Source organism: Sporomusaceae bacterium ACPt, from assembly GCA_041428575.1.
GTDB lineage: Bacteria > Bacillota > Negativicutes > Sporomusales > Sporomusaceae > Sporomusa_D > Sporomusa_D carbonis.
Genome location: CP155570.1, coordinates 3,680,251 through 3,699,092, shown reverse-complemented (window position 1 = coordinate 3,699,092; position 18,842 = coordinate 3,680,251). Strand labels below are relative to the sequence as shown.

At 45.9% G+C, this 18,842-nt stretch carries 29 protein-coding genes, 1 pseudogene and 1 riboswitch; of the genes and pseudogenes, 24 read left to right on the top strand and 6 right to left on the bottom strand.

Translation table 11 applies throughout. The features are described 5' to 3' along the window. Nucleotides 1–772: 772 nt before the first annotated feature. From SCACP_RS18895 to SCACP_RS18860, 8 genes are all read left to right on the top strand, one after another. Nucleotides 773–3,160, top strand: coding sequence for a hypothetical protein (locus SCACP_RS18895; protein ID WP_425059044.1), 2,388 nt, complete (start codon nt 773–775; stop codon nt 3,158–3,160). 21 nt (nt 3,161–3,181) lie between these two features. Then, nucleotides 3,182–3,616 carry a hypothetical protein gene (locus SCACP_RS18890; protein ID WP_425059043.1) on the top strand — a complete coding sequence of 145 codons (435 nt, stop codon included), beginning with the start codon at nt 3,182–3,184 and terminating at the stop codon, nt 3,614–3,616. A gap of 60 nt (nt 3,617–3,676) precedes the next feature. Next, on the top strand, nt 3,677–3,799 hold the full coding sequence (locus tag SCACP_RS18885) for a hypothetical protein (protein WP_425059042.1): 123 nt from the start codon (nt 3,677–3,679) through the stop codon (nt 3,797–3,799). A gap of 93 nt (nt 3,800–3,892) precedes the next feature. After that, nucleotides 3,893–4,432 (top strand): PDZ domain-containing protein, encoded by a 540-nt coding sequence (locus SCACP_RS18880; protein ID WP_425059041.1) that lies wholly within the window; start codon nt 3,893–3,895, stop codon nt 4,430–4,432. A 48-nt stretch (nt 4,433–4,480) separates the two neighbouring features. Beyond that, complete coding sequence (locus tag SCACP_RS18875) at nt 4,481–4,900, top strand: hypothetical protein (RefSeq protein ID WP_425059040.1); 420 nt, start codon at nt 4,481–4,483, stop codon at nt 4,898–4,900. 334 nt (nt 4,901–5,234) lie between these two features. Continuing rightward, nucleotides 5,235–6,008, top strand: coding sequence for a transposase (locus tag SCACP_RS18870; RefSeq protein ID WP_425057957.1), 774 nt, complete (start codon nt 5,235–5,237; stop codon nt 6,006–6,008). Continuing rightward, nucleotides 5,989–6,546 (top strand): methyl-accepting chemotaxis protein, encoded by a 558-nt coding sequence (locus SCACP_RS18865; RefSeq protein WP_425061445.1) that lies wholly within the window; start codon nt 5,989–5,991, stop codon nt 6,544–6,546. Before SCACP_RS18870 ends, SCACP_RS18865 begins: the two co-directional genes overlap by 20 nt. A 217-nt stretch (nt 6,547–6,763) precedes the next feature. Next, nucleotides 6,764–7,213 carry a (2Fe-2S)-binding protein gene (locus SCACP_RS18860; protein ID WP_425059039.1) on the top strand — a complete coding sequence of 150 codons (450 nt, stop codon included), beginning with the start codon at nt 6,764–6,766 and terminating at the stop codon, nt 7,211–7,213. A 426-nt stretch (nt 7,214–7,639) separates the two neighbouring features. Here SCACP_RS18860 and SCACP_RS18855 read toward each other — a convergent pair whose 3' ends face one another. The 3 genes from SCACP_RS18855 to SCACP_RS18845 form a co-directional block, all read right to left on the bottom strand. Further along, nucleotides 7,640–8,458, bottom strand: coding sequence for an EFR1 family ferrodoxin (locus SCACP_RS18855; protein ID WP_425059038.1), 819 nt, complete (start codon nt 8,456–8,458; stop codon nt 7,640–7,642). Between the two features lie 174 nt (nt 8,459–8,632). Beyond that, nucleotides 8,633–8,800, bottom strand: a complete 168-nt coding sequence (locus tag SCACP_RS18850) for a hypothetical protein (RefSeq protein WP_425061474.1) — start codon at nt 8,798–8,800, stop codon at nt 8,633–8,635. Continuing rightward, nucleotides 8,743–8,880, bottom strand: a complete 138-nt coding sequence (locus tag SCACP_RS18845) for a transposase (protein ID WP_425061444.1) — start codon at nt 8,878–8,880, stop codon at nt 8,743–8,745. The genes SCACP_RS18850 and SCACP_RS18845 overlap by 58 nt, the downstream gene beginning before the upstream one ends. Before the next feature lie 338 nt (nt 8,881–9,218). Between SCACP_RS18845 and SCACP_RS18840 the strand changes: the two genes are divergently transcribed. Beyond that, nucleotides 9,219–9,938: a hypothetical protein gene (locus SCACP_RS18840; RefSeq protein WP_425059037.1), complete on the top strand. Its 720-nt coding sequence runs from the start codon at nt 9,219–9,221 to the stop codon at nt 9,936–9,938. A gap of 33 nt (nt 9,939–9,971) precedes the next feature. Continuing rightward, nucleotides 9,972–10,385: a hypothetical protein gene (locus tag SCACP_RS18835; RefSeq protein WP_425059036.1), complete on the top strand. Its 414-nt coding sequence runs from the start codon at nt 9,972–9,974 to the stop codon at nt 10,383–10,385. A gap of 361 nt (nt 10,386–10,746) precedes the next feature. Here the strand turns inward: SCACP_RS18835 and SCACP_RS18830 are convergent, their stop codons facing one another. Both SCACP_RS18830 and SCACP_RS18825 read right to left on the bottom strand, forming a co-directional pair. Next, a complete protein-coding gene (locus SCACP_RS18830) occupies nt 10,747–11,043 on the bottom strand; it encodes a type II toxin-antitoxin system RelE/ParE family toxin (RefSeq protein ID WP_425059035.1) in 297 nt (98 codons plus the stop codon). Further along, nucleotides 11,043–11,384: an AbrB/MazE/SpoVT family DNA-binding domain-containing protein gene (locus SCACP_RS18825; protein WP_425059034.1), complete on the bottom strand. Its 342-nt coding sequence runs from the start codon at nt 11,382–11,384 to the stop codon at nt 11,043–11,045. The genes SCACP_RS18830 and SCACP_RS18825 overlap by 1 nt, the downstream gene beginning before the upstream one ends. A 243-nt stretch (nt 11,385–11,627) precedes the next feature. Here SCACP_RS18825 and SCACP_RS18820 point away from each other — a divergent pair, with 243 nt between their 5' ends. The 13 genes and pseudogenes from SCACP_RS18820 to SCACP_RS18760 all read left to right on the top strand — a co-directional run bounded on the left by SCACP_RS18820 (nt 11,628) and on the right by SCACP_RS18760 (nt 16,492). Further along, nucleotides 11,628–11,810, top strand: coding sequence for a ParB N-terminal domain-containing protein (locus SCACP_RS18820; RefSeq protein WP_425059033.1), 183 nt, complete (start codon nt 11,628–11,630; stop codon nt 11,808–11,810). 98 nt (nt 11,811–11,908) lie between these two features. Further along, nucleotides 11,909–12,073 (top strand): hypothetical protein, encoded by a 165-nt coding sequence (locus SCACP_RS18815; RefSeq protein ID WP_425059032.1) that lies wholly within the window; start codon nt 11,909–11,911, stop codon nt 12,071–12,073. Between the two features lie 75 nt (nt 12,074–12,148). Beyond that, nucleotides 12,149–12,349: a hypothetical protein gene (locus SCACP_RS18810; RefSeq protein WP_425059031.1), complete on the top strand. Its 201-nt coding sequence runs from the start codon at nt 12,149–12,151 to the stop codon at nt 12,347–12,349. Further along, complete coding sequence (locus tag SCACP_RS18805) at nt 12,346–12,516, top strand: ParB N-terminal domain-containing protein (protein WP_425059030.1); 171 nt, start codon at nt 12,346–12,348, stop codon at nt 12,514–12,516. Before SCACP_RS18810 ends, SCACP_RS18805 begins: the two co-directional genes overlap by 4 nt. Beyond that, nucleotides 12,506–12,610 carry a hypothetical protein gene (locus tag SCACP_RS18800; protein ID WP_425061443.1) on the top strand — a complete coding sequence of 35 codons (105 nt, stop codon included), beginning with the start codon at nt 12,506–12,508 and terminating at the stop codon, nt 12,608–12,610. Before SCACP_RS18805 ends, SCACP_RS18800 begins: the two co-directional genes overlap by 11 nt. A 30-nt stretch (nt 12,611–12,640) precedes the next feature. Beyond that, nucleotides 12,641–13,173: pseudogene (locus SCACP_RS18795) on the top strand (phage portal protein); the annotation flags it as partial. Between the two features lie 60 nt (nt 13,174–13,233). After that, entirely contained in the window at nt 13,234–13,398 is a 165-nt protein-coding gene (locus SCACP_RS18790; protein WP_425061442.1) for a head-tail connector protein, read from the top strand. Between the two features lie 72 nt (nt 13,399–13,470). Further along, entirely contained in the window at nt 13,471–13,683 is a 213-nt protein-coding gene (locus SCACP_RS18785; RefSeq protein ID WP_425059029.1) for a phage head completion protein, read from the top strand. Beyond that, nucleotides 13,676–13,822, top strand: coding sequence for a hypothetical protein (locus SCACP_RS18780; protein WP_425059028.1), 147 nt, complete (start codon nt 13,676–13,678; stop codon nt 13,820–13,822). The genes SCACP_RS18785 and SCACP_RS18780 overlap by 8 nt, the downstream gene beginning before the upstream one ends. Next, entirely contained in the window at nt 13,819–14,133 is a 315-nt protein-coding gene (locus SCACP_RS18775; protein ID WP_425059027.1) for a phage tail tube protein, read from the top strand. The genes SCACP_RS18780 and SCACP_RS18775 overlap by 4 nt, the downstream gene beginning before the upstream one ends. Nucleotides 14,134–14,217: 84 nt before the next feature. Beyond that, a complete protein-coding gene (locus SCACP_RS18770) occupies nt 14,218–14,991 on the top strand; it encodes a GGDEF domain-containing protein (protein WP_425059026.1) in 774 nt (257 codons plus the stop codon). Between the two features lie 49 nt (nt 14,992–15,040). Next, a riboswitch (cyclic di-GMP riboswitch) is annotated at nt 15,041–15,124 on the top strand. 89 nt (nt 15,125–15,213) lie between these two features. After that, nucleotides 15,214–16,131, top strand: coding sequence for an HD-GYP domain-containing protein (locus SCACP_RS18765; protein ID WP_425059025.1), 918 nt, complete (start codon nt 15,214–15,216; stop codon nt 16,129–16,131). A gap of 154 nt (nt 16,132–16,285) precedes the next feature. Next, nucleotides 16,286–16,492, top strand: coding sequence for a hypothetical protein (locus SCACP_RS18760; protein ID WP_425059024.1), 207 nt, complete (start codon nt 16,286–16,288; stop codon nt 16,490–16,492). Between the two features lie 159 nt (nt 16,493–16,651). On the opposite strand, the gene SCACP_RS18755 is transcribed toward SCACP_RS18760, so the two are convergent. After that, nucleotides 16,652–17,884: an IS110 family transposase gene (locus SCACP_RS18755; protein WP_425057924.1), complete on the bottom strand. Its 1,233-nt coding sequence runs from the start codon at nt 17,882–17,884 to the stop codon at nt 16,652–16,654. 750 nt (nt 17,885–18,634) lie between these two features. On the opposite strand from SCACP_RS18755, the gene SCACP_RS18750 reads away from it, so the two are divergent. Then, a complete protein-coding gene (locus SCACP_RS18750) occupies nt 18,635–18,817 on the top strand; it encodes a DNA-binding protein (protein ID WP_425059023.1) in 183 nt (60 codons plus the stop codon). Nucleotides 18,818–18,842: the final 25 nt, after the last annotated feature.

Sequence of the window (18,842 nt, the reverse complement as noted above, 5' to 3'; positions counted from 1 at the left end):
CCGTGAAGAAAAATCTTCGGGAACAGCTCAAAAGTGAATTATCTCGCCAATCCAAAGAGAAACTGATTAATTTACTGCCCGATATAACCCGGTTATATGCAAACCATTTACACGTCTGCTCTCGTTGAAGAGCAGGAGTGGGGAAAACTTTTGGAGTATGTCCAAAAGAATCCGCATCGGATTTTGGATTTTTACCGCCAGTTACTGACTAAGTACCCGGAAAAGTTCATGATTTTCATGGAGCGGTGTACTATAATGAACGGTACGCTTGCATGGGATTTATCCGGATTGTATTGATATTTGTCCCGATCAATTTATGATCAGGGTATAGATGTCAAAGAGAGTGTAATCGCATAAAACGACATTTTTCTATTTCTCAATGATGAGTGTATTGTAAATACAGAACCTTTGTGGAGTATCAATAAGCCACAAAGGTTTATTTTTTTGCATTTAAATATGTTTCCATATCAGGATTAACTTGCTTTGATGCGGTGGCAGCCCGTGTGGATTTGCCGGACTAATGACAAAATAATGCAAATAATGTGAATAGCGCGAAAAACGCAAAAATACTTGAAACGGCTATTGGATTACGTTTTGTGGTATTTTATGCTATAATATTTTGAATATTTTATTTAATCAAGCATTTCATTGAACCCGTGTAAAAGCCCAAATAATACTACTTGTCAATCTGAGGCAGGTAAATCATGTTACTTTTGCTTAATTTTAACGTTTAATTAAATACAGGTGAATGATTTAAAGGAGGCCGCATGTAATGATCAAAAATAATCTTATTCGATTATGGTTTGGGTATTTGCTGTTTTGCGTTATCGCGGCAGCAAGCCTGCCGGCATTTGCCGCTCCCCAGCCTGATGCCGGGTTGAAAGCCGATTGCCTGGCGGCCACGGTCAAAGCCATAACCAAAGAAATGGAACGGCACCGGCAATGGCTTGAAGTCCGCAAAAAACAAGGCGATGAACAAGGCGCGGCGGCGATGGAAGATGCATTGGCGCGGCTGCAGGCTGACCTAGACAAATATCAGACCATGGATGCTAAAGATTTCATATTGCCTGAGCCAATTCAAAAAACTGTTTGGGTTGCCGAAACGTTGCGCGAAGATCCAATTTTAAGCATCGAGGAAATGACCAAAAGCGGGCCTTGGTATCATGCAGTTGGCATAGCGGGAGGTGATTACGGGATACTTAAACCGGTAGCCCGATACAGTATAACTTTTTATCCGGTTTATCCGCGCAGCTATTGGCACATGACCAGCGCCTACGTCTACATCGCGGCCGTGGATGCGGCGGATTCGCCTCAGGAGGTAAAACGCATTAAAGGCGAAGTTTTTGCCACGCTGTACAGCGGTGTTTCCGGCAAATTGATCAAGTGCGACGCCTACAAAGGGTATTTGCTGCCGAACGATAGCCCGGGCGTGAAAGGGGAACTGCTGTTTGAAGCGCGGCAATCCGAGTTTGATATTGCCATACCGGCGGCTAAAATCAGGCAATATCCGTATTTGGAATTCGTTTCTCCTTATGGCAGCAAAACTATTGATTTGCGGGAGATAGCAGATGGTGAGCGGCTTGATGTTTATCTGACGCCGCGAGTTATTGTTAAAAAACCGGTGATTTATCTTTATCCGGCGGATGTGCAGCCGGTCGAAATCAAGCACGACTTTAAGGGCAGGATGCTTACGACCTTTCCCGAATACCGTGACGGATGGACGGTTATCGCCTCGCCATCCGGAGATTTGCTGAACACCAAGGACAACAGGCATTATCAATACCTATTCTGGGATGGTATTTATGATTTTCCGCCCGAACACTATCGCTTTGCAAGCGGTTTTGCAGTAAAAAAGGAAGATTATGCGGCATTTTTGCAGGAAAAATTAATGCAAATTGGCCTTAACGAGCGCGAAATAAACGATTTTATTGTTTATTGGCTGCCAGAAATGAACAAATACCAAAATTGTTTTGTTCATTTTCGGATAAATGACAATATCGACGGCAGTTCAATCCTGACTGTCAAGCCTCAGCCGCAAACGATGATAAGGGTGTTTATGGAATTTTACGGGTTTGACGTCTGGGATGACCGGCCGCACATGCCGGAACAAAATTTGCCTTCAATCCTTCGCCAAGGCTTTACCTTGGTGGAATGGGGCGGGAGCAAGCTGGACTTTTTCCCTGCAGTCCCGACGGGAAAGGTTGAACGAAACTCTCCAGGGGACGGCCCTTCATCTGGCGCTGATTTTACCTATTTGTGGGAGGAAGAAGACATTCGGTTTTACGGCTTAACCCGTACGGGGCAGTCCTCAGAGGCGCTGCTGCTGCGGCTTGAACTGGGTCCTGCGGCACGGGAACGGCTGCAACTTGAGCGGCCGCCAACTATTGATCCCAAAGACGGACTGGCCCAAATTGCGGCGGCTGAGTGCTGGGTCAAGGCTAACCCGCCCAACGGGATAAATGTGGTTGAACAGGTCTGGCTGGATGACAACAATCAAATTGTTGGTCGTGTTGAAGGCGGTCAGTATCAAGGGGATGCTTGGCCGGCCAAGCAACTGGCAAACGCGTGCACACGATTTTTGAAATTTTGGTTCCTTGGCAAAAATGCTGTGAACCTGCCCCAAGAAACGACGGTTGCTTGGTCGAAGGGGATTGAAAAATGGCTGTGGGGAATAAATTGGGACGCGGATATGACAGAGACGAAGCGTTTATTAACGTTGCTTGGGTTTACGTGGCAAGGCGGAAGTGATGTTTCGACCGGTGACAGTTGGCTGAAAGTGAACCAGGCCTCTTTTTTTGGTCTCTCATGCGAATATAAACTGACGTTGCATAACGACCGCCTAACGACAGTTGAAATCACGTCAGCGGATGCAAAGACTATGGACATCGGCTTCGCTTATGAACGCATCTTAGCTGCTTTTACTGCGGACTACGGCTCACCAGCCCAAAAAGTTTCCTATACGCTTAAGATTTTTCCTCCCGTGTGGGTAGAACGGAGCTTGTGGGTGATAAAGCCGGACATAGGGACTGCTTTTACCGTCATCGTCGGCCAACAACGCCAAGAAGTATTTCCTTATGATGTTGATTCCCTGGACAGACCGGGCAAATTAAATGTGATTTTCAAACGTTTGCTTCCCGGCGGCGATTTAACTGGCCGATAGGCCAAAAGAGAGGTGCAAAAAATGAAAAAAAGCATTATTGTCTGTCTTTTGACGGTTTTTATATTATTAGGCGCTATCGGCGAAGCCGCGGCTGCTAACTGGGTGTATGTTGGCAAACTGCAGCTCGCGTCGGGCAGGAGCCGCACTGATTATATTGACGGCGAAACCGTTACAATAAACAAAGCCAATGCTACCATCACGTTTTGGGTGCTGAGCGAGACGACCGACCCCGAGCGTCCGTCCCAAATGAGCGCTTGGAAAAAGACGAAGTACGTTTCCAAACTGGATGGAACCTATACAACCCAAGAAATCGAATGGCATGGCTACACAAAAGTAGACGGCAAGGTGATTGAACTTTCCTCCAAAAAACCGGACAGCCAGACCATTTATCCCGAAGAATTCTCATTGCTGGCCGAAGCCATCGAGATTGCTGAACAATACGCCAAACAACAGTGAAACAAAACTCCCGGCGATTTTATCAAGCGGTCATAGGGAGCTTATAAGGAAGCTTGTGCAATGTACATCATGGTAAGTCCGCGGTCGAAATTCGCCGAATACACCCGAAAGCGTTTAGGAAGAAATGATTTGGCGATTAAGAAAGAGGTGCAGGAAAGTGGCGATAAAGAAAACAGGATTTAAACGGTTGATGTTTATAGCCTTGGCCGTATTTTTCCTTTTTGCCTGGCCGACGGCGCAAGCCGGGACTATGACCGCCAAAATTGGCGACGACGAATGGATCACAGGAAAGCCGCTGCCGGAATTCAGGTCGGAGATATTATTCTTACTTTGGGCGGCACGGAAGTTACCAACGGCCTGAAACTGCGGGAATGGTTTTCTGCATTGTCGATTGGGTCTGACAAACCGGACTATCCAATAGATTTTTCGTTTGTTCGCAAAGGAGTTGCTGGTTCCGGTCAAATCAAACTGGCGAATCCCAATTATAATATCGACCGGGTCGTGAAAAACGCAGTTCAGCCTTCGTCGGCTGCCGATAAACCCGGCTTTGGCGTGTCGGTACGCAGCGTGACTGCTGACGACGTCAAAATGCTGAACCTTTCTACAGTGCAAGGCCTGCTGGTCACCGATGTAAAGAAAAACAGCCTGGCGGAAAAAATGAACATTCAATTGAATGATATTATCGTCGAAGTCAACGGCGCCGCGGTAAATACTACTGACCAACTCAAACAAGTGCTTACAGGCGCAGCGGTAACCTCGGCAAAAGTTATCCGGGCTGGCAACCAGCTGATTTTGGAAGCGCCGGTCAGTTTTTAGAAACAAAACAATACAAAAACAATACCTTTATTTAAGGAAGGTGAGAAAATGAAAGCCAAAATCTCGCTGATTTTATCGCTGATTGCGTTGGCCCTTTTCTTGTCTGCCGGGCCGGCGTTCGCGGCGAGTAAATGGATCTATGTGGGAACGCTTACCCTGGCATCAGGGGACAGCCGGGTTGATTATGTCGATGTTGAAAATGTTTTTAAAGATGAGGAAAACAAGGGGTTTGTTTTTTGGGTGATGAGCGAAACGAAAAGCTCCAGATCAACTAATACCCTCCGTACATTAACTAAATATCTGACAAGAGCGAACGACAGTGCTGCGAAAAAGCTGGAATGGCATGTATATGATCAGGATAAGGGGGAAATCATGCGGTCGCTTGAACCTGCGAAAAACTGGGATTATCCGGAGAATTTTTCGCTGCTTTCCGAAGCTATCGACATTGCCTGGAACAACGCCAAGTAACTTTATAAAAAGAAGGAGCGATAAGTATGAAGCGCCTGAGGCCGCCGTCATTCGCAGCAGTATTCTTTCTGACCTGTTGCCAATCCCCGGTTTGGGCGTCTCATAGTGGCGACTGCCCAAGGGCGCCGTTTCCTTCGAGGACGATTACTGACACCTTAACGCCAGAACTTGTATTTAAAGAAACTGGTACGGTCAGTTACATTCACATTTATGAAGAAAATTCTCCGTTTAGGTTGGACGAAGCAGCATACTCAAAACGGAGAGACACGGTGACGGTTCTTTTGTCTTGACAAAAATATCCTTTCCGGTTTATCCTGGAGAAGGGTGATTAGCAGTGACAAGAAAACGGCGGGAGAAAAGTAATAGCGGATATTACCATATTATGATTAGAGGAAATGAAAGGAAATCTATATTTTTTGAGGATGAAGATAGGCTTAGATTTATAGATATACTATATGAAAAAAAACAAGGCAATAAATTTTTTTTGCATGCATTTTGCCTAATGGATAATCATGTCCATTTGATGCTGCAGGAAGGAACTGAAGGCATAGCAAATGTAATGAAAAAAATAAACATTAGCTATGTCTATTATTTTAATAAAAAATATAAGAGAGTAGGTCATTTATTTCAAGATAGGTTTAAGAGTGAAGTTGTAGAAGATGATCAATATATATTGGCATTAATTAGATATATCCATCAAAATCCGGTGAAGGCAGGGATAGTAAAATCAGCAGGTGAATATAAATGGAGCAGCTATAACGGATATTTGCTAGAGAATCATTATTTTAATAAAGTGTTGGATACGGGTGTAATTCTTGGAATTTTTTCAGAAGACTTAAATTCAGCCAAAAAGCAATTTAAAGAATATGTAAACCAAGATGCTGTGGAAACCTTTATTGATATGAATGAAGAAACTGTGGAAATGGACGAAGAATCAGCAAAAGAACTCTGGAATACTATGCTTAATTCGGCTAATTGCGATAGTAGGGTAGAAATAGCGCGATGTATGATCAAAGAATTTAAGGAAAAGACCAATTTATCAATAAGGAAAATAGCGGCAATTACCCATATTAACAAAGATAGGATAAATAAGATATTGCGAAGCTAGACAAAAGAACCGTCCCGGCGTCTCAACCGTCGTCTCCGGCGTCTCAGGGATTGAGGCGGCTCGGGCCGGGGAGCAGGGACGGGGTTTTGCTGTAGTCGCCGAAGAGGTCAGAAAGCTGGCGGAACAATCGCAGAACGCTACCCAGGAAATATCTTTGCTAATTAATCAGAATAACTGCAATATTGACAATGTAGTCAAGGCGATGGCCAATAGTTCTGAAAATGTCAAAGCTGGCATCGAAACAGTAAATGGGGCCCACGCATCGTTCGTTGCTATCGCCGAACTGGTCAACAAGACAACTGAAAGAATTCAGAAAACATTTGCCAATTTTGAGTTAATGAACCAGTACAGTAACCAAGTCGTTGATTCTATCAATAAAATCAAAAGTATTAGCGATACCACCGCTGGCGAAGCACAGACCGTCTCCGCCTCCACAGAGGAGCAGTCGGCCTCCATGGAGGAAATCGCTGCTTCCAGTCAGGCGCTGGCCAAGTTGGCGGAAGGGCTGCACAATGCCGTTCGGCAGTTCAAGATATAAATGTCCGGGAATGCCGGAATACATACTATGGGGGACAGGGATACGGCAGTTTAGCCGGCGTTAAATAAAGTTTATGTTGTGACTTGCCGAGTGGGCTTTTTGTCTATCTATATGATAATTTCAGCACGGCAGTCATAGACGCAAGGTAAGTTTGCAAACTTCTTCGCTGCAGTGTTGATTATGATGATTTAGGTAATTTTTTTCGGAGGTGACCAGGATGAGCAAAAATTGTTGTTCTGCATCTTGTTGCCAAACGCCGGCGGCAAAATGTCCTGCCTGCGGAGCTTCAGGACAAAAAGTACCGTTTGAGACGGTAAAAAATATGGTTCGCAATGATGTCCCGGATTCCGAAGCATTCGGGGTCTGCCTGGCTGCCGATTGCGATGTGGTATATTTCAGCCCAGGACGCGTATTTCGCCAGTCGGATGTGAGGGTTCCCATCGCATGGAAGGATGGCGCAACCCCGAAGTACGTCTGTTACTGCAACCGTGTTACTGAGGATGAAATTATTCATGCCGTTGCTAAGAACGGAGCCAGGACTGTAAGCGATGTCGCCAAGGCTACCGGAGCCATGAAGAACGGCAATTGCATAGCCAACAATCCCAAGGGAGCTTGCTGTCACAAGGATATTGAAAGCGTAATTCACCGGTCGTTAGAGAGCAAATAACTTTTTATTGGCAATGCTATTTTAGCAGAGCCAATTTTTTTATTCCGGCGTTACTTTTTGCCCTGTTCGGCGTTTATATCGGTAATCCAATCAAAGTTTATCATGTGAGACAAAAGAATTTTGCTTTTGCGCTGATAAGAGTGGGCACTCCAGGCGGCCCCGGCTTTTATTCTATGGAGTACTTTTCTCCGCGGGCCGGACAGATAAACCCCTCAGGACAACGTATCTGTTTCAGATACTTCGAACATGCAGCGTCCTTATAGAATATCTTAAAGAATTCTCGGCACGTATTTTGGCAGCCGCGGCCTGCTACCAACACAGACTTCACCTTGGCTCCTCTGTGATTGCATTACCGTAATAGTGTGCCCTAGCTAGAGCTAAAGTGGTTGGTCTAATTTTTCTCTGCCTAGGCTGGGCCTTAAAATCTTATATAAATATTTCTGGCTCTCTGCGAGGGGAAAAATTGATCTCTAACTCTTGTTTGTGCCACAAATAATCTTCGTCTGCAAAATATTTAGCATTAGTAGGACATTTTTTTATACAAGCACAACATTTTATACAAATGCCAATTATTTTAGATGGATCTTCATTATCAATTGATCCCATAGGACATACATTAACGCAAAGTTTGCATTTTATGCAATCGGTATTTGTTCTCGGAGTAACCTTTCTTATATCAACTGGCTCATTGTTTTTGTTTTTCGGAGTATAATAACTTTTATATGGTCTATTCCCGTTAACAAGCAAATCTTCAAATTTACTATTATTTGTTATTTTTCGGTAAATTTGATCGGCAAAATCTTTTACAATCGTCATATCTTTTTCGTCGGGTCTGTTTTGCGCCAGGATTTTCGAGAAAGAATGCTCCCCTATAAAGGCTCCTGCGGCAACAACCTTGAAACCATTTGATACAAGAATATCTGTTAGTTCTATCAGGGCATCATCATAATTCCTATTTCCGTAAAGTACTACGGCTATTGCTAAAGCACCATTACCTGTGACGGTGTGTAGATATTTCAGCAATATGTTTGGAACTCTTCCTGCATAGACCGGAACACCTACGATTACAACGTCTTCCTTGGTAAAGGTTATCGGCTCTCTTCTGAATGCCGGCAACGTAAAGTCAAAAATTTTTATCTGGGCATCCTTACCGGCATTTAATGACAGTTGGTTTGCGATACTGGTTACAACTTTTTTAGTTGTACCAGTCGCACTAAAATACATTGCATTAATTTGTTTATTCATAATTACCCCCCAAAAAAAATTTGATCTGTTAAGTTAGTGCTTCGTTTTCGATAGTTCTTGCGCTTTTCGGGCGATTTTCCCATGCATAGTATCCGCTGCGTAATACTTTAAGCACTTTGTAAAGTTTCGTCACCCTGTAGTTATTGCGGTTAGCTCTGATAAATTCGAACTGTTTTATTTCTGGTTCTTCGCGAAGTAAGCTGCCGCCTTTTTTAAAATCTCGATTTCCTCCCGCAATTCACGGTTTTCACGCTCAAGCTTTCTTATCCGCTCATCTTCCGGGCTTAGGTTCCGCTGCCGGGAAATGGCATAACCGGCTTCTCTCGATATCGTTTTAACCACCCGTGGAGCGTATTTTCGTTAATACCTAACTCAGCTGCTAATTTGGCTACAGGGGCACCAATAGCCTCGACTCTTTTCACGGCTTCTAATTTAAATTCCGTACTGTACTGCTTTGTCACTTTTACAATCACCTCTCTGATTACAGTATACTATGTGTTTCTACTGTCCATCAAAAGGGGTACAGGGCAATAATAAAAGAATGTGAACGTGCGTTGATCAGCGGTTAAGGCCTATTCCGCTGTCAGATGGCGAGATGGCGTAGTCGCTGGTTTGGCTCTTGTTCCTGAGGGTTGCTTTTTTCACTGCCTCAGCAGGAATTTTCTAAATTTTTACAGAAATTATGTACTTGTAAAAATAGATTAACCTAAAATCCGACATCCTCAGAGGCGGGTATACCGTAAATGCAATATCGAATTGTATGGGGGTATTTTTTATGAAACTTATGCGGGCAGCGGTTTTATTGTTGACGGCTTTCCTTCTCCTTGGCGCCGGGGCAACCGCCTTGGCGGCCGAACAGTGGGTGACCGACCCCAACACCGGCGCGAAAATTTGTATCATGTCCATGACCGACGATGTTACGCTGGTGGCGGCGAGATGGTCGGGGCCGGAGGCGGGCGGGCCCGACGCGGGAAGTACGCCGAGCGGGGCGGCCACAGAGAAAGCCGCCAAGGTGCTGGGCATCCCCTGGGGCGCCAGCGAGGATGAGGCCAGGCGCATCATGCAGGAGCGGCCGGGCACCAAGCACCAGGTTACTGAGAAGATTGCCAATAATACGACCCGGCAAAGATATATCGGACCGTTCAATGACGACCAGGCAGTTATCATTGTCTCCTTTTACCAGGGCAAGATGTTTGCCGTGTCTATTTTACATTTTCGCAGCGCAGACCAAGTAATGGACAAGTTCAACGAACTCAAAGCCGGCATGTCGCAGCGCTACGGTTCTCCTTTCAAGGAAAGCGGCAAGTACCTCGATTCGTCGGCTTGGTGGGTTTTGGACCCCAATCACCGGGCCGGTCTGATAATAGTGAGAAACGACATTGGCCAAACCGACCAGTCATTTGCTACTATGCTTAGCTATTGGCAGGCGGACCTCGGTCGCCTGCTTGGTTCCGCGGCCGCCGGCGGCAAGGATTATTGACGCTTGCGGTTCCGATTTGACGGAGGGGATGAGATGACGCGGATCCTTAGACATATCCAGTTGCTCTGGCTTTGCCTGCTGGTATTCTTCGCCCAGCCCGCCCAGGCTTCCGCGGCGGGCTGGGCGGAGCTCGTCTACGACCGGGAAGTGCCGGCCCTGGCGCGGGCCAACATCGAAAAAGCCGTTGACACCGTCGCCGACCTATTAGCCAAACACAACCTTATTTTGCGGGACAAGATCACGGTGATCGTCACCGCCGACGCCGAAAGCTATACTCAGGCCAGAATGCTCTATCTCAAGGAGCCGCGGGCGGTGGCCGAGGAACAGGCCAAATACACGGGCGGGGTGAGCGCGGGCAGCAAACCGCTCATCATCCTCAAGGGCAGCGCAGCCCTCAACGCCTTCGACATGAACGAATATTTCAGCCGCTTGCGCAGCATGCGGTAATATATAGTATGGTGTTGCGGTCTTGTCGAATCACAGGTTGCCTTACACACCCAAAGGCGTTTACTTGTGTTTCGATCCCCAAAATCAGGCTGGAAGTATAGAGATTTTAAAAAGTTTTTTTGGTTTATACCAAATTTACTTCATTTGGAAGCAAGTGCATAAGTCCTGTTCTTATATACTCTTAAAAAAGGTTAGTCAGCGGTCAGTAAAGTGGTAAGAAAAAGGTTAGTCACTGGTAAGAAAGTGTCCAGTGCCAGGTAAGTTTTTCTGTGGTAAACTTTAAAAGCCCTGACATGATTCAAAAACTGCGAAGGAAGATGGCCGGTGGGGAAAATAAAAAAAGCCCGCAAGGGGCTATAGGTTAAACATGCTTCATGTACCGTTTCAATTCCTCATAGAAATTTTCACGGGTGCCGGCAAGAATCACCACAACAGTTGCGTCTGGCTCTTCTATGATGGTATAGGCCAGCTCATAATTGGTTTTGTTGCAATACACATCATAACAGTAAACGCCGGAAAGATCACCGGTTTTCGGTTCGCCTATATAAGGAGACTTGAGGATTTCATCAACGGCTTTTTGAAAAGCTGCTTTAAGCGGTTTTTCTTTTATCTTTTTCAAATAGCGGGCGGCAGGAGGCAGAATGATCAGCTTATACATTATTCGCTCTCCGAACCAAAAACATCTTCGTAGGTAGAAAACTGAGCTTTACCGGCGGCAGCAAGGCGGGCTTCATCAAGCAGGCGTTCAACGGCCGGGCGAACGTTACGCCTCGTTTCCTTGAACCTTTCAAGAAGCTCCGGTCCGGAAAGGCCTTGCGCTATTAAGTCAGCCAGGATTTCTTCATCAAACTCACCGGTGTTATCGCGCACAGGGCGGATAACAATGGCGTTATTTTGGAGATAGCAATCAACCTCCTTGTCAATGCCGAGGTTGGTAAAAAATTCTATAGGAATGGTGATCTGGCGTTTTTGTGATACGGAAATACGTTTTTTGAGCATAGAATTCCCTCCCGGTTGGGCTTGGTGTAACATGGTTATTTCTCCTTTTTTAGTATATGCAGGTTCATCACACACGATGCAAGTTTTCTTTACTTTAATTATAGCAAAGAAACAAAGAAAAACCAAGAAGGAAACAAAGGGGGGCACTAATCTCTGGAGGCCTCACACCAAGAGCGGGCGCGCGGCAACGCGCGAAAAGTCGCGAAATCAAAAGGGGATATAAAACGCAAAAATGATGTGTAAATGGCAAAAGACGGCTACATACTGGCCGGTCATGCAAGATGCAAGGCGGCGGAGAAAGCAAGCATAAGCGAAGTGCCTGCTATTTTTCTTGACCTTGAAGGTGAAAGAGCCGACGCCTGCCTCATTGCCGACAACCGCTTGCAGGACGAGACCGACTGGGAATTCCCAAACTGGCGGAAATGATGGCCGATTTAGAAAAAAGCGGGTTTGATGCAGCCTTAACCGGCTTTAATGCCGCTGAAATCGATGAATTGATGAACCAATGATATTCCAAGGACGCGGTGCAGGATGCTTTTAATGCCGACACAGCCCATGAGGAAATCGCCAAGAACGGCCCGGTTACTCAGCCTGGCGACATTTGGCTTTTAGGCAGTCACCGGTTAATGTGCGGCGACAGCAAAAACTATGACAGCTTCTTACGGCTGTTTGCCGGCAAACGGGCCTAGGTATGCGTTACTTCTCCGCCGTATGGCGTCGGCAAAGACTATGAGAATAAAGGCATTGAGTCTTGGTTTGAAACCATGCGCCCGGTAATAAAGAATGTAACCAGACTGGCGGATATCATCTGCTGGAATCTGGGCGACCTATATGCCGCCGGGCAATTGGAAAGAAGCTGCTACGCCATGGAAATCAGCCCGGTATACTGCGACCTGGCGGTAAAGCGCTGGGAGAAATTTACCGGCAAGCAGGCAGTCAGGGTGGAAAGCGGTGATAGGCATTGAACCTGCAGAAGATACCCATTGAACAATTAAACCCGGCCAAATACAATCCGCGCAAGGATTTAAAGCCGCGCGATCCGGAATACGAAAAACTGAGGCGTTCCATTGAGGAGTTCGGCTGCGTGGAGCCGATTGTAAGCGAGAGGGTATCGGAAACTAATCGTCGATAACTATCTGGTCTTTTATCTGGTAAATGAAGCCGAAGAAGAAGTTGTGATCATGCGTATCCTTTATGGCGCGAGCAATTATCAAGACATCTTATAGAGCAATTTCTAAACCAAATCATGATATACGGAATACGGGGCGCGGTTCTTCGGCAACGGCGCAAGGCCGGGCGGCATTTTGGAACACCCCGGCGTGGTGAAGGACCCGGAGCGGCTCCGGAAATCCCGGGAAGAGGTATACAAGGGCGCACGAAACGCCCATAAGGCGGCTGTACTGGAAGAAGGCATGACCTACAAGCAAATCGGCATTCCGCCGGAGGACGCGCAATTTTTGGAAACCGCAAATTTCAAATCAATGAAATCTGCCGCATATTCAGAGTGCCGCCGCACATGACCGGCGACTTAGAACGTGCGACATTTTCTAATATTGAGCACCAGTCCATTGAATTTGTAGTGCATACCATCCGTCCCTGGCTGGTGCGCTGGGAGCAGGCCATTGCTAAATGCCTGTTACGCCCGGAAGAATGCCAAATATATTTTGCCAGATTTACCGTTGATGCGCTGCTCAGGGGCGACTTCAAAACCCGGCAGGAAGGCTACGCCATCGGCAGGCAAAACGGCTGGTATTCAGCCAATGATATCCGCGCGCTTTTTAATCACGACCCTAACTATGTATTGGGCAGAAACCGTTTCACCTTGGAGGAAGCCAAGCAGCATCTTAGCGTGGACATTGATGAGGCGGATGGCTTTATCCTGTCCCTCATTGCCGCTGCCCGCGAATACTGTGAGAACTTTACCGGCCGCGCTTTGGCTGTGCAGGGTATGAAGCATACCTTGATGCCTTCCCGGCTGGCAGCGCAGCAATACAGCTTCCGCTGCTGCCGGTAAAGCGACTTGACAGCCTAACCTATCGGACTAATACCGGACAAGCAGCTTTTTTACTCGAAAATCAGGGTAACCATGGATATCCGCATGACTTGGCAATACACCGATGATGGTATTTTACTCCGCAACATTGGAGAGATGACCCTCCGCTACCGTCCGGATCTACAGCCTAATGACCGGTTGGTATACCGACGGCGGATATTTGAACAAACCGCGCCGCCGGTCAATGTCGGGGAACGCAAAACATACTTAGAACTCAAGTGCCGGGAGGTGGTAACAGATGAGTAGACTTAAAGTAAAGGTAGCAGGCGCCGAAAAGGCAATTGGCTATTTTGACACAATTGCCAGTGGCGTTAGCGCGGCGATTGAACGGGAAACCGATGCCGGCGCCAGGGAAATACAGGCCAGAGCCAAAGTATTGAGATGACAACCATGTCGATACCAACAGATGGCGTGGATTTTCTGCTATACATCAACACCGGCACCGAGACCACCCCCGTGTGGACGGTGCCGGGCGGCCAGCGGGGGGCAACCTTCAAGCGCCAGGACGACGAGATTGACGACAGCTCCAAAACCTCACAGGGCTGGAAGGACACCATTCCGGGGCTGCGTTCCTGGGGAATCAAGGCGGATGCGCTGGTGCTCGACGATGACGCCGCCTTTGAAAAGCTGGATGAGTGTTATTTTTGGTACGGCTACTATAAACTCAATCAAATCAAGTTGGTGACCGTCAAATGAAAGCAGTACCGCAAGCGCTCATGGATTACCTTCATAACCGAACTGTCTTTTTTATGTGCGACCTCTATGAATTGCGCCTTGAAAATGACTTGGTTTTTCGCTATGCCGACTATGACCGGGACATTACGCTGCCCGCGCCGGACGGACGCTTTTTTAGCAGCAAAGGACCTCCCTAACCGTATTGTAGCTGATGCCATGACCGGACGGTTTATATATGCCGAACCGGACATGCCTCTTTGGCATGCCAGTGAGACCCTGGAGCAAGATAAATTATCGGCTCTCCTGGCGCGTGAACAGGACCTGTTGAAAGGTCTGGTAACGCCAGCTATTATAAAACAGGAGTTAGGGAAACATACCGATTTGCTTACCGGCCTGTATAGGACGGATTATCTTTATTATCATGCTCTGAAACTGATGTCGTCCGGTCGGGAAATATCCGTTGCATTTGCTGACATTGACAATTTCGGCGAGATTAACAAGCGATACGGACACGTCAAAGGCGATCTCATATTAAAAGAATTCGGCGCGCTTTTGCAGGCACATACGCCGCCGGAGACAATTCTGTGCCGGTTTGGCGGCGATGAATTCATTATCCTTATGTCATGTTCCCGAGAAACCCTGGCGGCGTTTGCTCATAAATTGAGGCAAGCTGTGGCTGGATATACTTTTCCGGACAACATTCCGGTGACTATGTCGGTCGGTGTTGCCACTGCAGGCAGGATGAGCGACCGTTCTCTTCCGCATGGCCGCCTCTTGGCTTCGTTAATTAATAAGGCCAGTTTGGCTTCCACATCGGCGAAAAAAGACAATTCCGGCATTAAAAATTTAGAGCAAACGACTGACAGCGAAAGTGCCTGACTCGTTACGCTGAAACAGAGTTAATTCGCACTTTGTGCCGGGGAAAAAGATTAATATCGGGCAAACTTATCGAAAGATAAGGACGCAAAGCCATGGGTCTAAAGATATTTTCCACGACCGCCAGGTTGCACTGTTTTTCCAGTTTTTAAAACCCGGTGTCGATGACCGGGTTTTATTATGTTTGTAGCGCACAATTTACAGCAAAGGGGAGGTGATTTAATAATGATTCTTCCTGTATTTGTTAAGAATCTTACTCCAGGCATGGTACTTGGACGCGACATTATTCTTGACGGTGGAAGAATTTTAATCAAAAAAGGTGCAAAATTGACAGATGAGCACATAAGCTGTTTAACCAGGTTGACTATTCGGGACGTCTATATCATTTCCGGTACTGATATAAAACAAATAATACCATTTAATGAAAAATATCAGGATAGACTTTGTTCTTCGCAATCAAAGCAAAAGACTCTTGGGGAAGTGATATATGCTTTTGAATCTGTTCGCCTATTCGGGCAAGTGCCGGTCACGCGGATGATCGGGCTTACCGAAAGTAGCTCATTACTAACGGGAAATATGGCTGATGTGGTTCATATTATTGATATGGTAAAAATTAAGTCTGAGCATACATACCGCCACTGCGTGAACGTTGGCATAATCTCAGCGATAATCGGAAATTGGCTTGATTATAGTGGCAATGAAATCAGGAATTTAATTCTCGCAGGGTTGCTTCACGATATCGGGAAGGCTATTATTCCGTTAGAAATTTTAAACAAGCCGAGCAAATTAAATGATGAAGAAATGCTTACGATGAGAAGGCACAGCACATTAAGTTATAATTTTTTATCGGATTTCAATTCGATTTCATGGTCAATTAAAGTTGGGGCTCTTCAACACCATGAACGGCTGGACGGAAGCGGTTATCCGGTTGGGTTAGAGGATGAAGATATTCATGAGTTTGCAAAAATTATAGCCATCGCCGATACTTACGACGCTATCACATCCGACAGGGTATATCGTCCCCGGAAGGCCCCCACGGAAGCTTTGAAAATCATACAAGATGAAATCTGTGATGGCAAACTTGACCCTCGGATTGGCAGAGTTTTTCTTGAAAAAGCCAGCAGATTTTTCCTCCGCCATTAAGGCTTATGAGAAACCGAAACTGCGAGAGGAAGCAACCAGCCCAGTTGGGGTGTCAAGAAAGATGTGGATGGAAAACGCCAATCCTGGTTCGGTTACAAATTCCACGTTGCCGTGGATGCCCAGAATACAAAGGGACGGTTCTAGAAGGGATCCATTGGTTAAGCTGAATTTGACGGCGGGGATTGATAATGAGATTTATGGCGAGGAGTATAACCGGATAGCTGGTGAGATAGAGGAGTTGCGGAGTAAGAGGGCTGGGGTTACGCAGGCCGAAATGATGCGGCAGGAAACGCTTGATCGGGTGCAGGAGATAGCCAAAGTACTGTGGGAAATGGACTCTTTTATTTTTTACATAGCCTAGCGGTAAAATGTCAATATGGAAAAACTGAAAAATTGGAAAAAAGATAACGAGAAATTAGAAGTTAGCCTAAAAAAGGGTATACCAAATAAACCTCACCTTAACTACCAAATTATGTAAGAAAGATGAGGTATTTTAAAGGCTGCCAATTAGAAGAAAAAACTAACCTCTCCTCTCAGGCGGTGTGTACAGTTGCTTGGTCTTTAGTAGCATAAAGACCAACCGTACCAGTTTTCGGGCAGTTAAGACGAGAGCACGTTTGTGATGATGCTTGAATGCTTGGGCATATTTTTCGGCGTAAAAAGCAGCATACTCACTGTCATATCGACGAACGAGGTTAGCTGCCTGTATTAGATAATACCTCAGATATTTATTGCCTGTACGAACTCGCTTGGTTTCCTCACTTTCAAACTCTCCCGATTGGTACTGAGACCAAACAAGTCCAGCATACTTAGCAAGAGAATTGTGGTGAGAAAAGCGAGCGATATCGCTAATTTCGGCGATAATACCGGCGGCAAAGACCGGCCCAATCCCTTTCACAGATGATAAGGTTTCGGGAATGGACTTCATGATTTTTTCAATCTCTTTATCCAGTTTGGCAATTTCTTTTTCCATAGTCTGAATAACACTGAGCATAACGGATAATGAGAGATTAACAGGATCAGCCATAGCTTTATCAAGACGATAAGACGAGCGGGCAAGTTTTTGCAAGAAAGAAGCCAATTGCTCCGGATCGTCAAAGCGATTCTTCCCTTTTTCCTTCAAAAAGTCTACTAACTCTGTAATGGACATAGAGACAATCTGTTCAGGTTCAAGTTCTTGCAAAACAGCTAAACAAGTAGAGCCAAACATATTGGAAAAGGGATTATCTTGGCGAAGCCCACTAAATTTCAAAAAGACTTGATTGAGAAAGTAGGTTTTATCGCGGGCGATATTTTGCATAAGGTGAAAGCGGGTTCGGGTCAAACGCTGGAGAGCCTCAAATTGAATAGTAGAAGTCAACTCATGTGGAAGACGGCCAAACCGAAGTTGATCTGCAATCACCCAGGCATCAATGCGGTCGTTCTTAGGAAGAGTATCATAGCCTTTCTTAAAACGAGCCACTTTTCTAGCATTAAGGACAAAGACCTGAGCTTTGGAACCTTGGGTTTGATGGAGGTTAGCTTTAAGGAAATGAGCCAAATGCCAACCAAGATTCGAAGTGGCTTCCATGCCTACACGAATAAGTTCAGATTGAAGTTTTTGAGCCGATTGAAGAATACGTTCAAGTAGAGTTTGAGCGCCTATCAGGTTATTAGGAATGCTAAAAGATTCTAAAGCATCCCCACAATCATTCATGAACTGTACAGAATGAGAGCGGAGGCTAACGTCAATGCCTACCATAAGATTAGCCATAATCCACACCTCCCTCGGATAAATAATCAAATACTTCTCAGACCTGGGTGCCCATGGGAACCATCTAAAGCAGCCTCGTCATCAGAACTCATGTACAGGAAACAGACAGTGTGGGTGCTACCCCCAGTTTCCAGACTGGTGCAACTAGCGGTTAGATACTCGATGATGGACCACGGGTAGCCGGCTTTCTACAGCAGTATCCAGTGTGGATCCGCAAGGAGGAGAAGAAATCTCCCGAAAAGTACCTGTCGATCCCATTGTCCCATGAGCAAGTCCAAGATTCAAGGTAGGTAATGAGTAAAAAAGGCAGTAAAAAACCAGCCAGCGACAGGGAGCATATACATACTCCGGCTGGCCGGTTTCAATCACTGTTGAATTGTAGCAACTCTGGAATTGGGCCTGTGCCCCGGGCGTATCAAATTGACGCCAAAGTAAGAATTGCTGACTTCAATCAGTGTTCTTATTCAGTTGAAGTTTATTAATCCATTCTGAAAAAGCGTCTTTAACCATAGAAGGAATTAACCACAACCTATAACCGCGCGCATTACAGGCTGAATGTGGATAATATTTCGGGGTAAAAAGAGCTTCTTCAGAATTGGGAACCGGTTCCCCGGAATATGTGTTTCCTTACTGGAAATTACGCTATCCGGTGGATCTAATTCTATTATACGAGGAGAATTATTCTGGAAGTTGTTCGTGTTTGCGAATATAATATTTTTGAGTAATTATGCACTTTAGAGGTGTGAAGTTATGGAATATATGACCGCAAAAGAAGCTGCCCAAAAATGGAATGTCACCGTCCGCCGAGTGCAGGTGCTCTGTGTGCAGGGAAGGATTCAAGGGGCAGCGCGTCTTGGCAATATGTGGGTTTTGCCTATTGGCGCCAAGAAGCCGGAAGACAAGCGGTGTGCACATAAGTTAAAAGATAGATAATTTTATTGCTTTTGGGGTGGAGGAG

What these genes read in the sequence shown, in the direction of transcription:
- SCACP_RS18895 (WP_425059044.1), top strand. Translation starts at nt 773, where the DNA reads ATGATCAAAAATAATCTTATTCGATTATGGTTTGGGTATTTGCTGTTT.
- SCACP_RS18890 (WP_425059043.1), top strand. Translation starts at nt 3,182, where the DNA reads ATGAAAAAAAGCATTATTGTCTGTCTTTTGACGGTTTTTATATTATTA.
- SCACP_RS18885 (WP_425059042.1), top strand. Translation starts at nt 3,677, where the DNA reads ATGTACATCATGGTAAGTCCGCGGTCGAAATTCGCCGAATACACCCGA.
- SCACP_RS18880 (WP_425059041.1), top strand. Translation starts at nt 3,893, where the DNA reads ATGGATCACAGGAAAGCCGCTGCCGGAATTCAGGTCGGAGATATTATT.
- SCACP_RS18875 (WP_425059040.1), top strand. Translation starts at nt 4,481, where the DNA reads ATGAAAGCCAAAATCTCGCTGATTTTATCGCTGATTGCGTTGGCCCTT.
- SCACP_RS18860 (WP_425059039.1), top strand. Translation starts at nt 6,764, where the DNA reads ATGAGCAAAAATTGTTGTTCTGCATCTTGTTGCCAAACGCCGGCGGCA.
- SCACP_RS18855 (WP_425059038.1), bottom strand. Translation starts at nt 8,458, where the DNA reads ATGAATAAACAAATTAATGCAATGTATTTTAGTGCGACTGGTACAACT.
- SCACP_RS18840 (WP_425059037.1), top strand. Translation starts at nt 9,219, where the DNA reads ATGGGGGTATTTTTTATGAAACTTATGCGGGCAGCGGTTTTATTGTTG.
- SCACP_RS18835 (WP_425059036.1), top strand. Translation starts at nt 9,972, where the DNA reads ATGACGCGGATCCTTAGACATATCCAGTTGCTCTGGCTTTGCCTGCTG.
- SCACP_RS18830 (WP_425059035.1), bottom strand. Translation starts at nt 11,043, where the DNA reads ATGTATAAGCTGATCATTCTGCCTCCTGCCGCCCGCTATTTGAAAAAG.
- SCACP_RS18825 (WP_425059034.1), bottom strand. Translation starts at nt 11,384, where the DNA reads ATGCTCAAAAAACGTATTTCCGTATCACAAAAACGCCAGATCACCATT.
- SCACP_RS18820 (WP_425059033.1), top strand. Translation starts at nt 11,628, where the DNA reads ATGGCAAAAGACGGCTACATACTGGCCGGTCATGCAAGATGCAAGGCG.
- SCACP_RS18810 (WP_425059031.1), top strand. Translation starts at nt 12,149, where the DNA reads ATGCGCCCGGTAATAAAGAATGTAACCAGACTGGCGGATATCATCTGC.
- SCACP_RS18785 (WP_425059029.1), top strand. Translation starts at nt 13,471, where the DNA reads ATGGATATCCGCATGACTTGGCAATACACCGATGATGGTATTTTACTC.
- SCACP_RS18780 (WP_425059028.1), top strand. Translation starts at nt 13,676, where the DNA reads ATGAGTAGACTTAAAGTAAAGGTAGCAGGCGCCGAAAAGGCAATTGGC.
- SCACP_RS18775 (WP_425059027.1), top strand. Translation starts at nt 13,819, where the DNA reads ATGACAACCATGTCGATACCAACAGATGGCGTGGATTTTCTGCTATAC.
- SCACP_RS18770 (WP_425059026.1), top strand. Translation starts at nt 14,218, where the DNA reads ATGACTTGGTTTTTCGCTATGCCGACTATGACCGGGACATTACGCTGC.
- SCACP_RS18765 (WP_425059025.1), top strand. Translation starts at nt 15,214, where the DNA reads ATGATTCTTCCTGTATTTGTTAAGAATCTTACTCCAGGCATGGTACTT.
- SCACP_RS18755 (WP_425057924.1), bottom strand. Translation starts at nt 17,884, where the DNA reads ATGGCTAATCTTATGGTAGGCATTGACGTTAGCCTCCGCTCTCATTCT.
- SCACP_RS18750 (WP_425059023.1), top strand. Translation starts at nt 18,635, where the DNA reads ATGGAATATATGACCGCAAAAGAAGCTGCCCAAAAATGGAATGTCACC.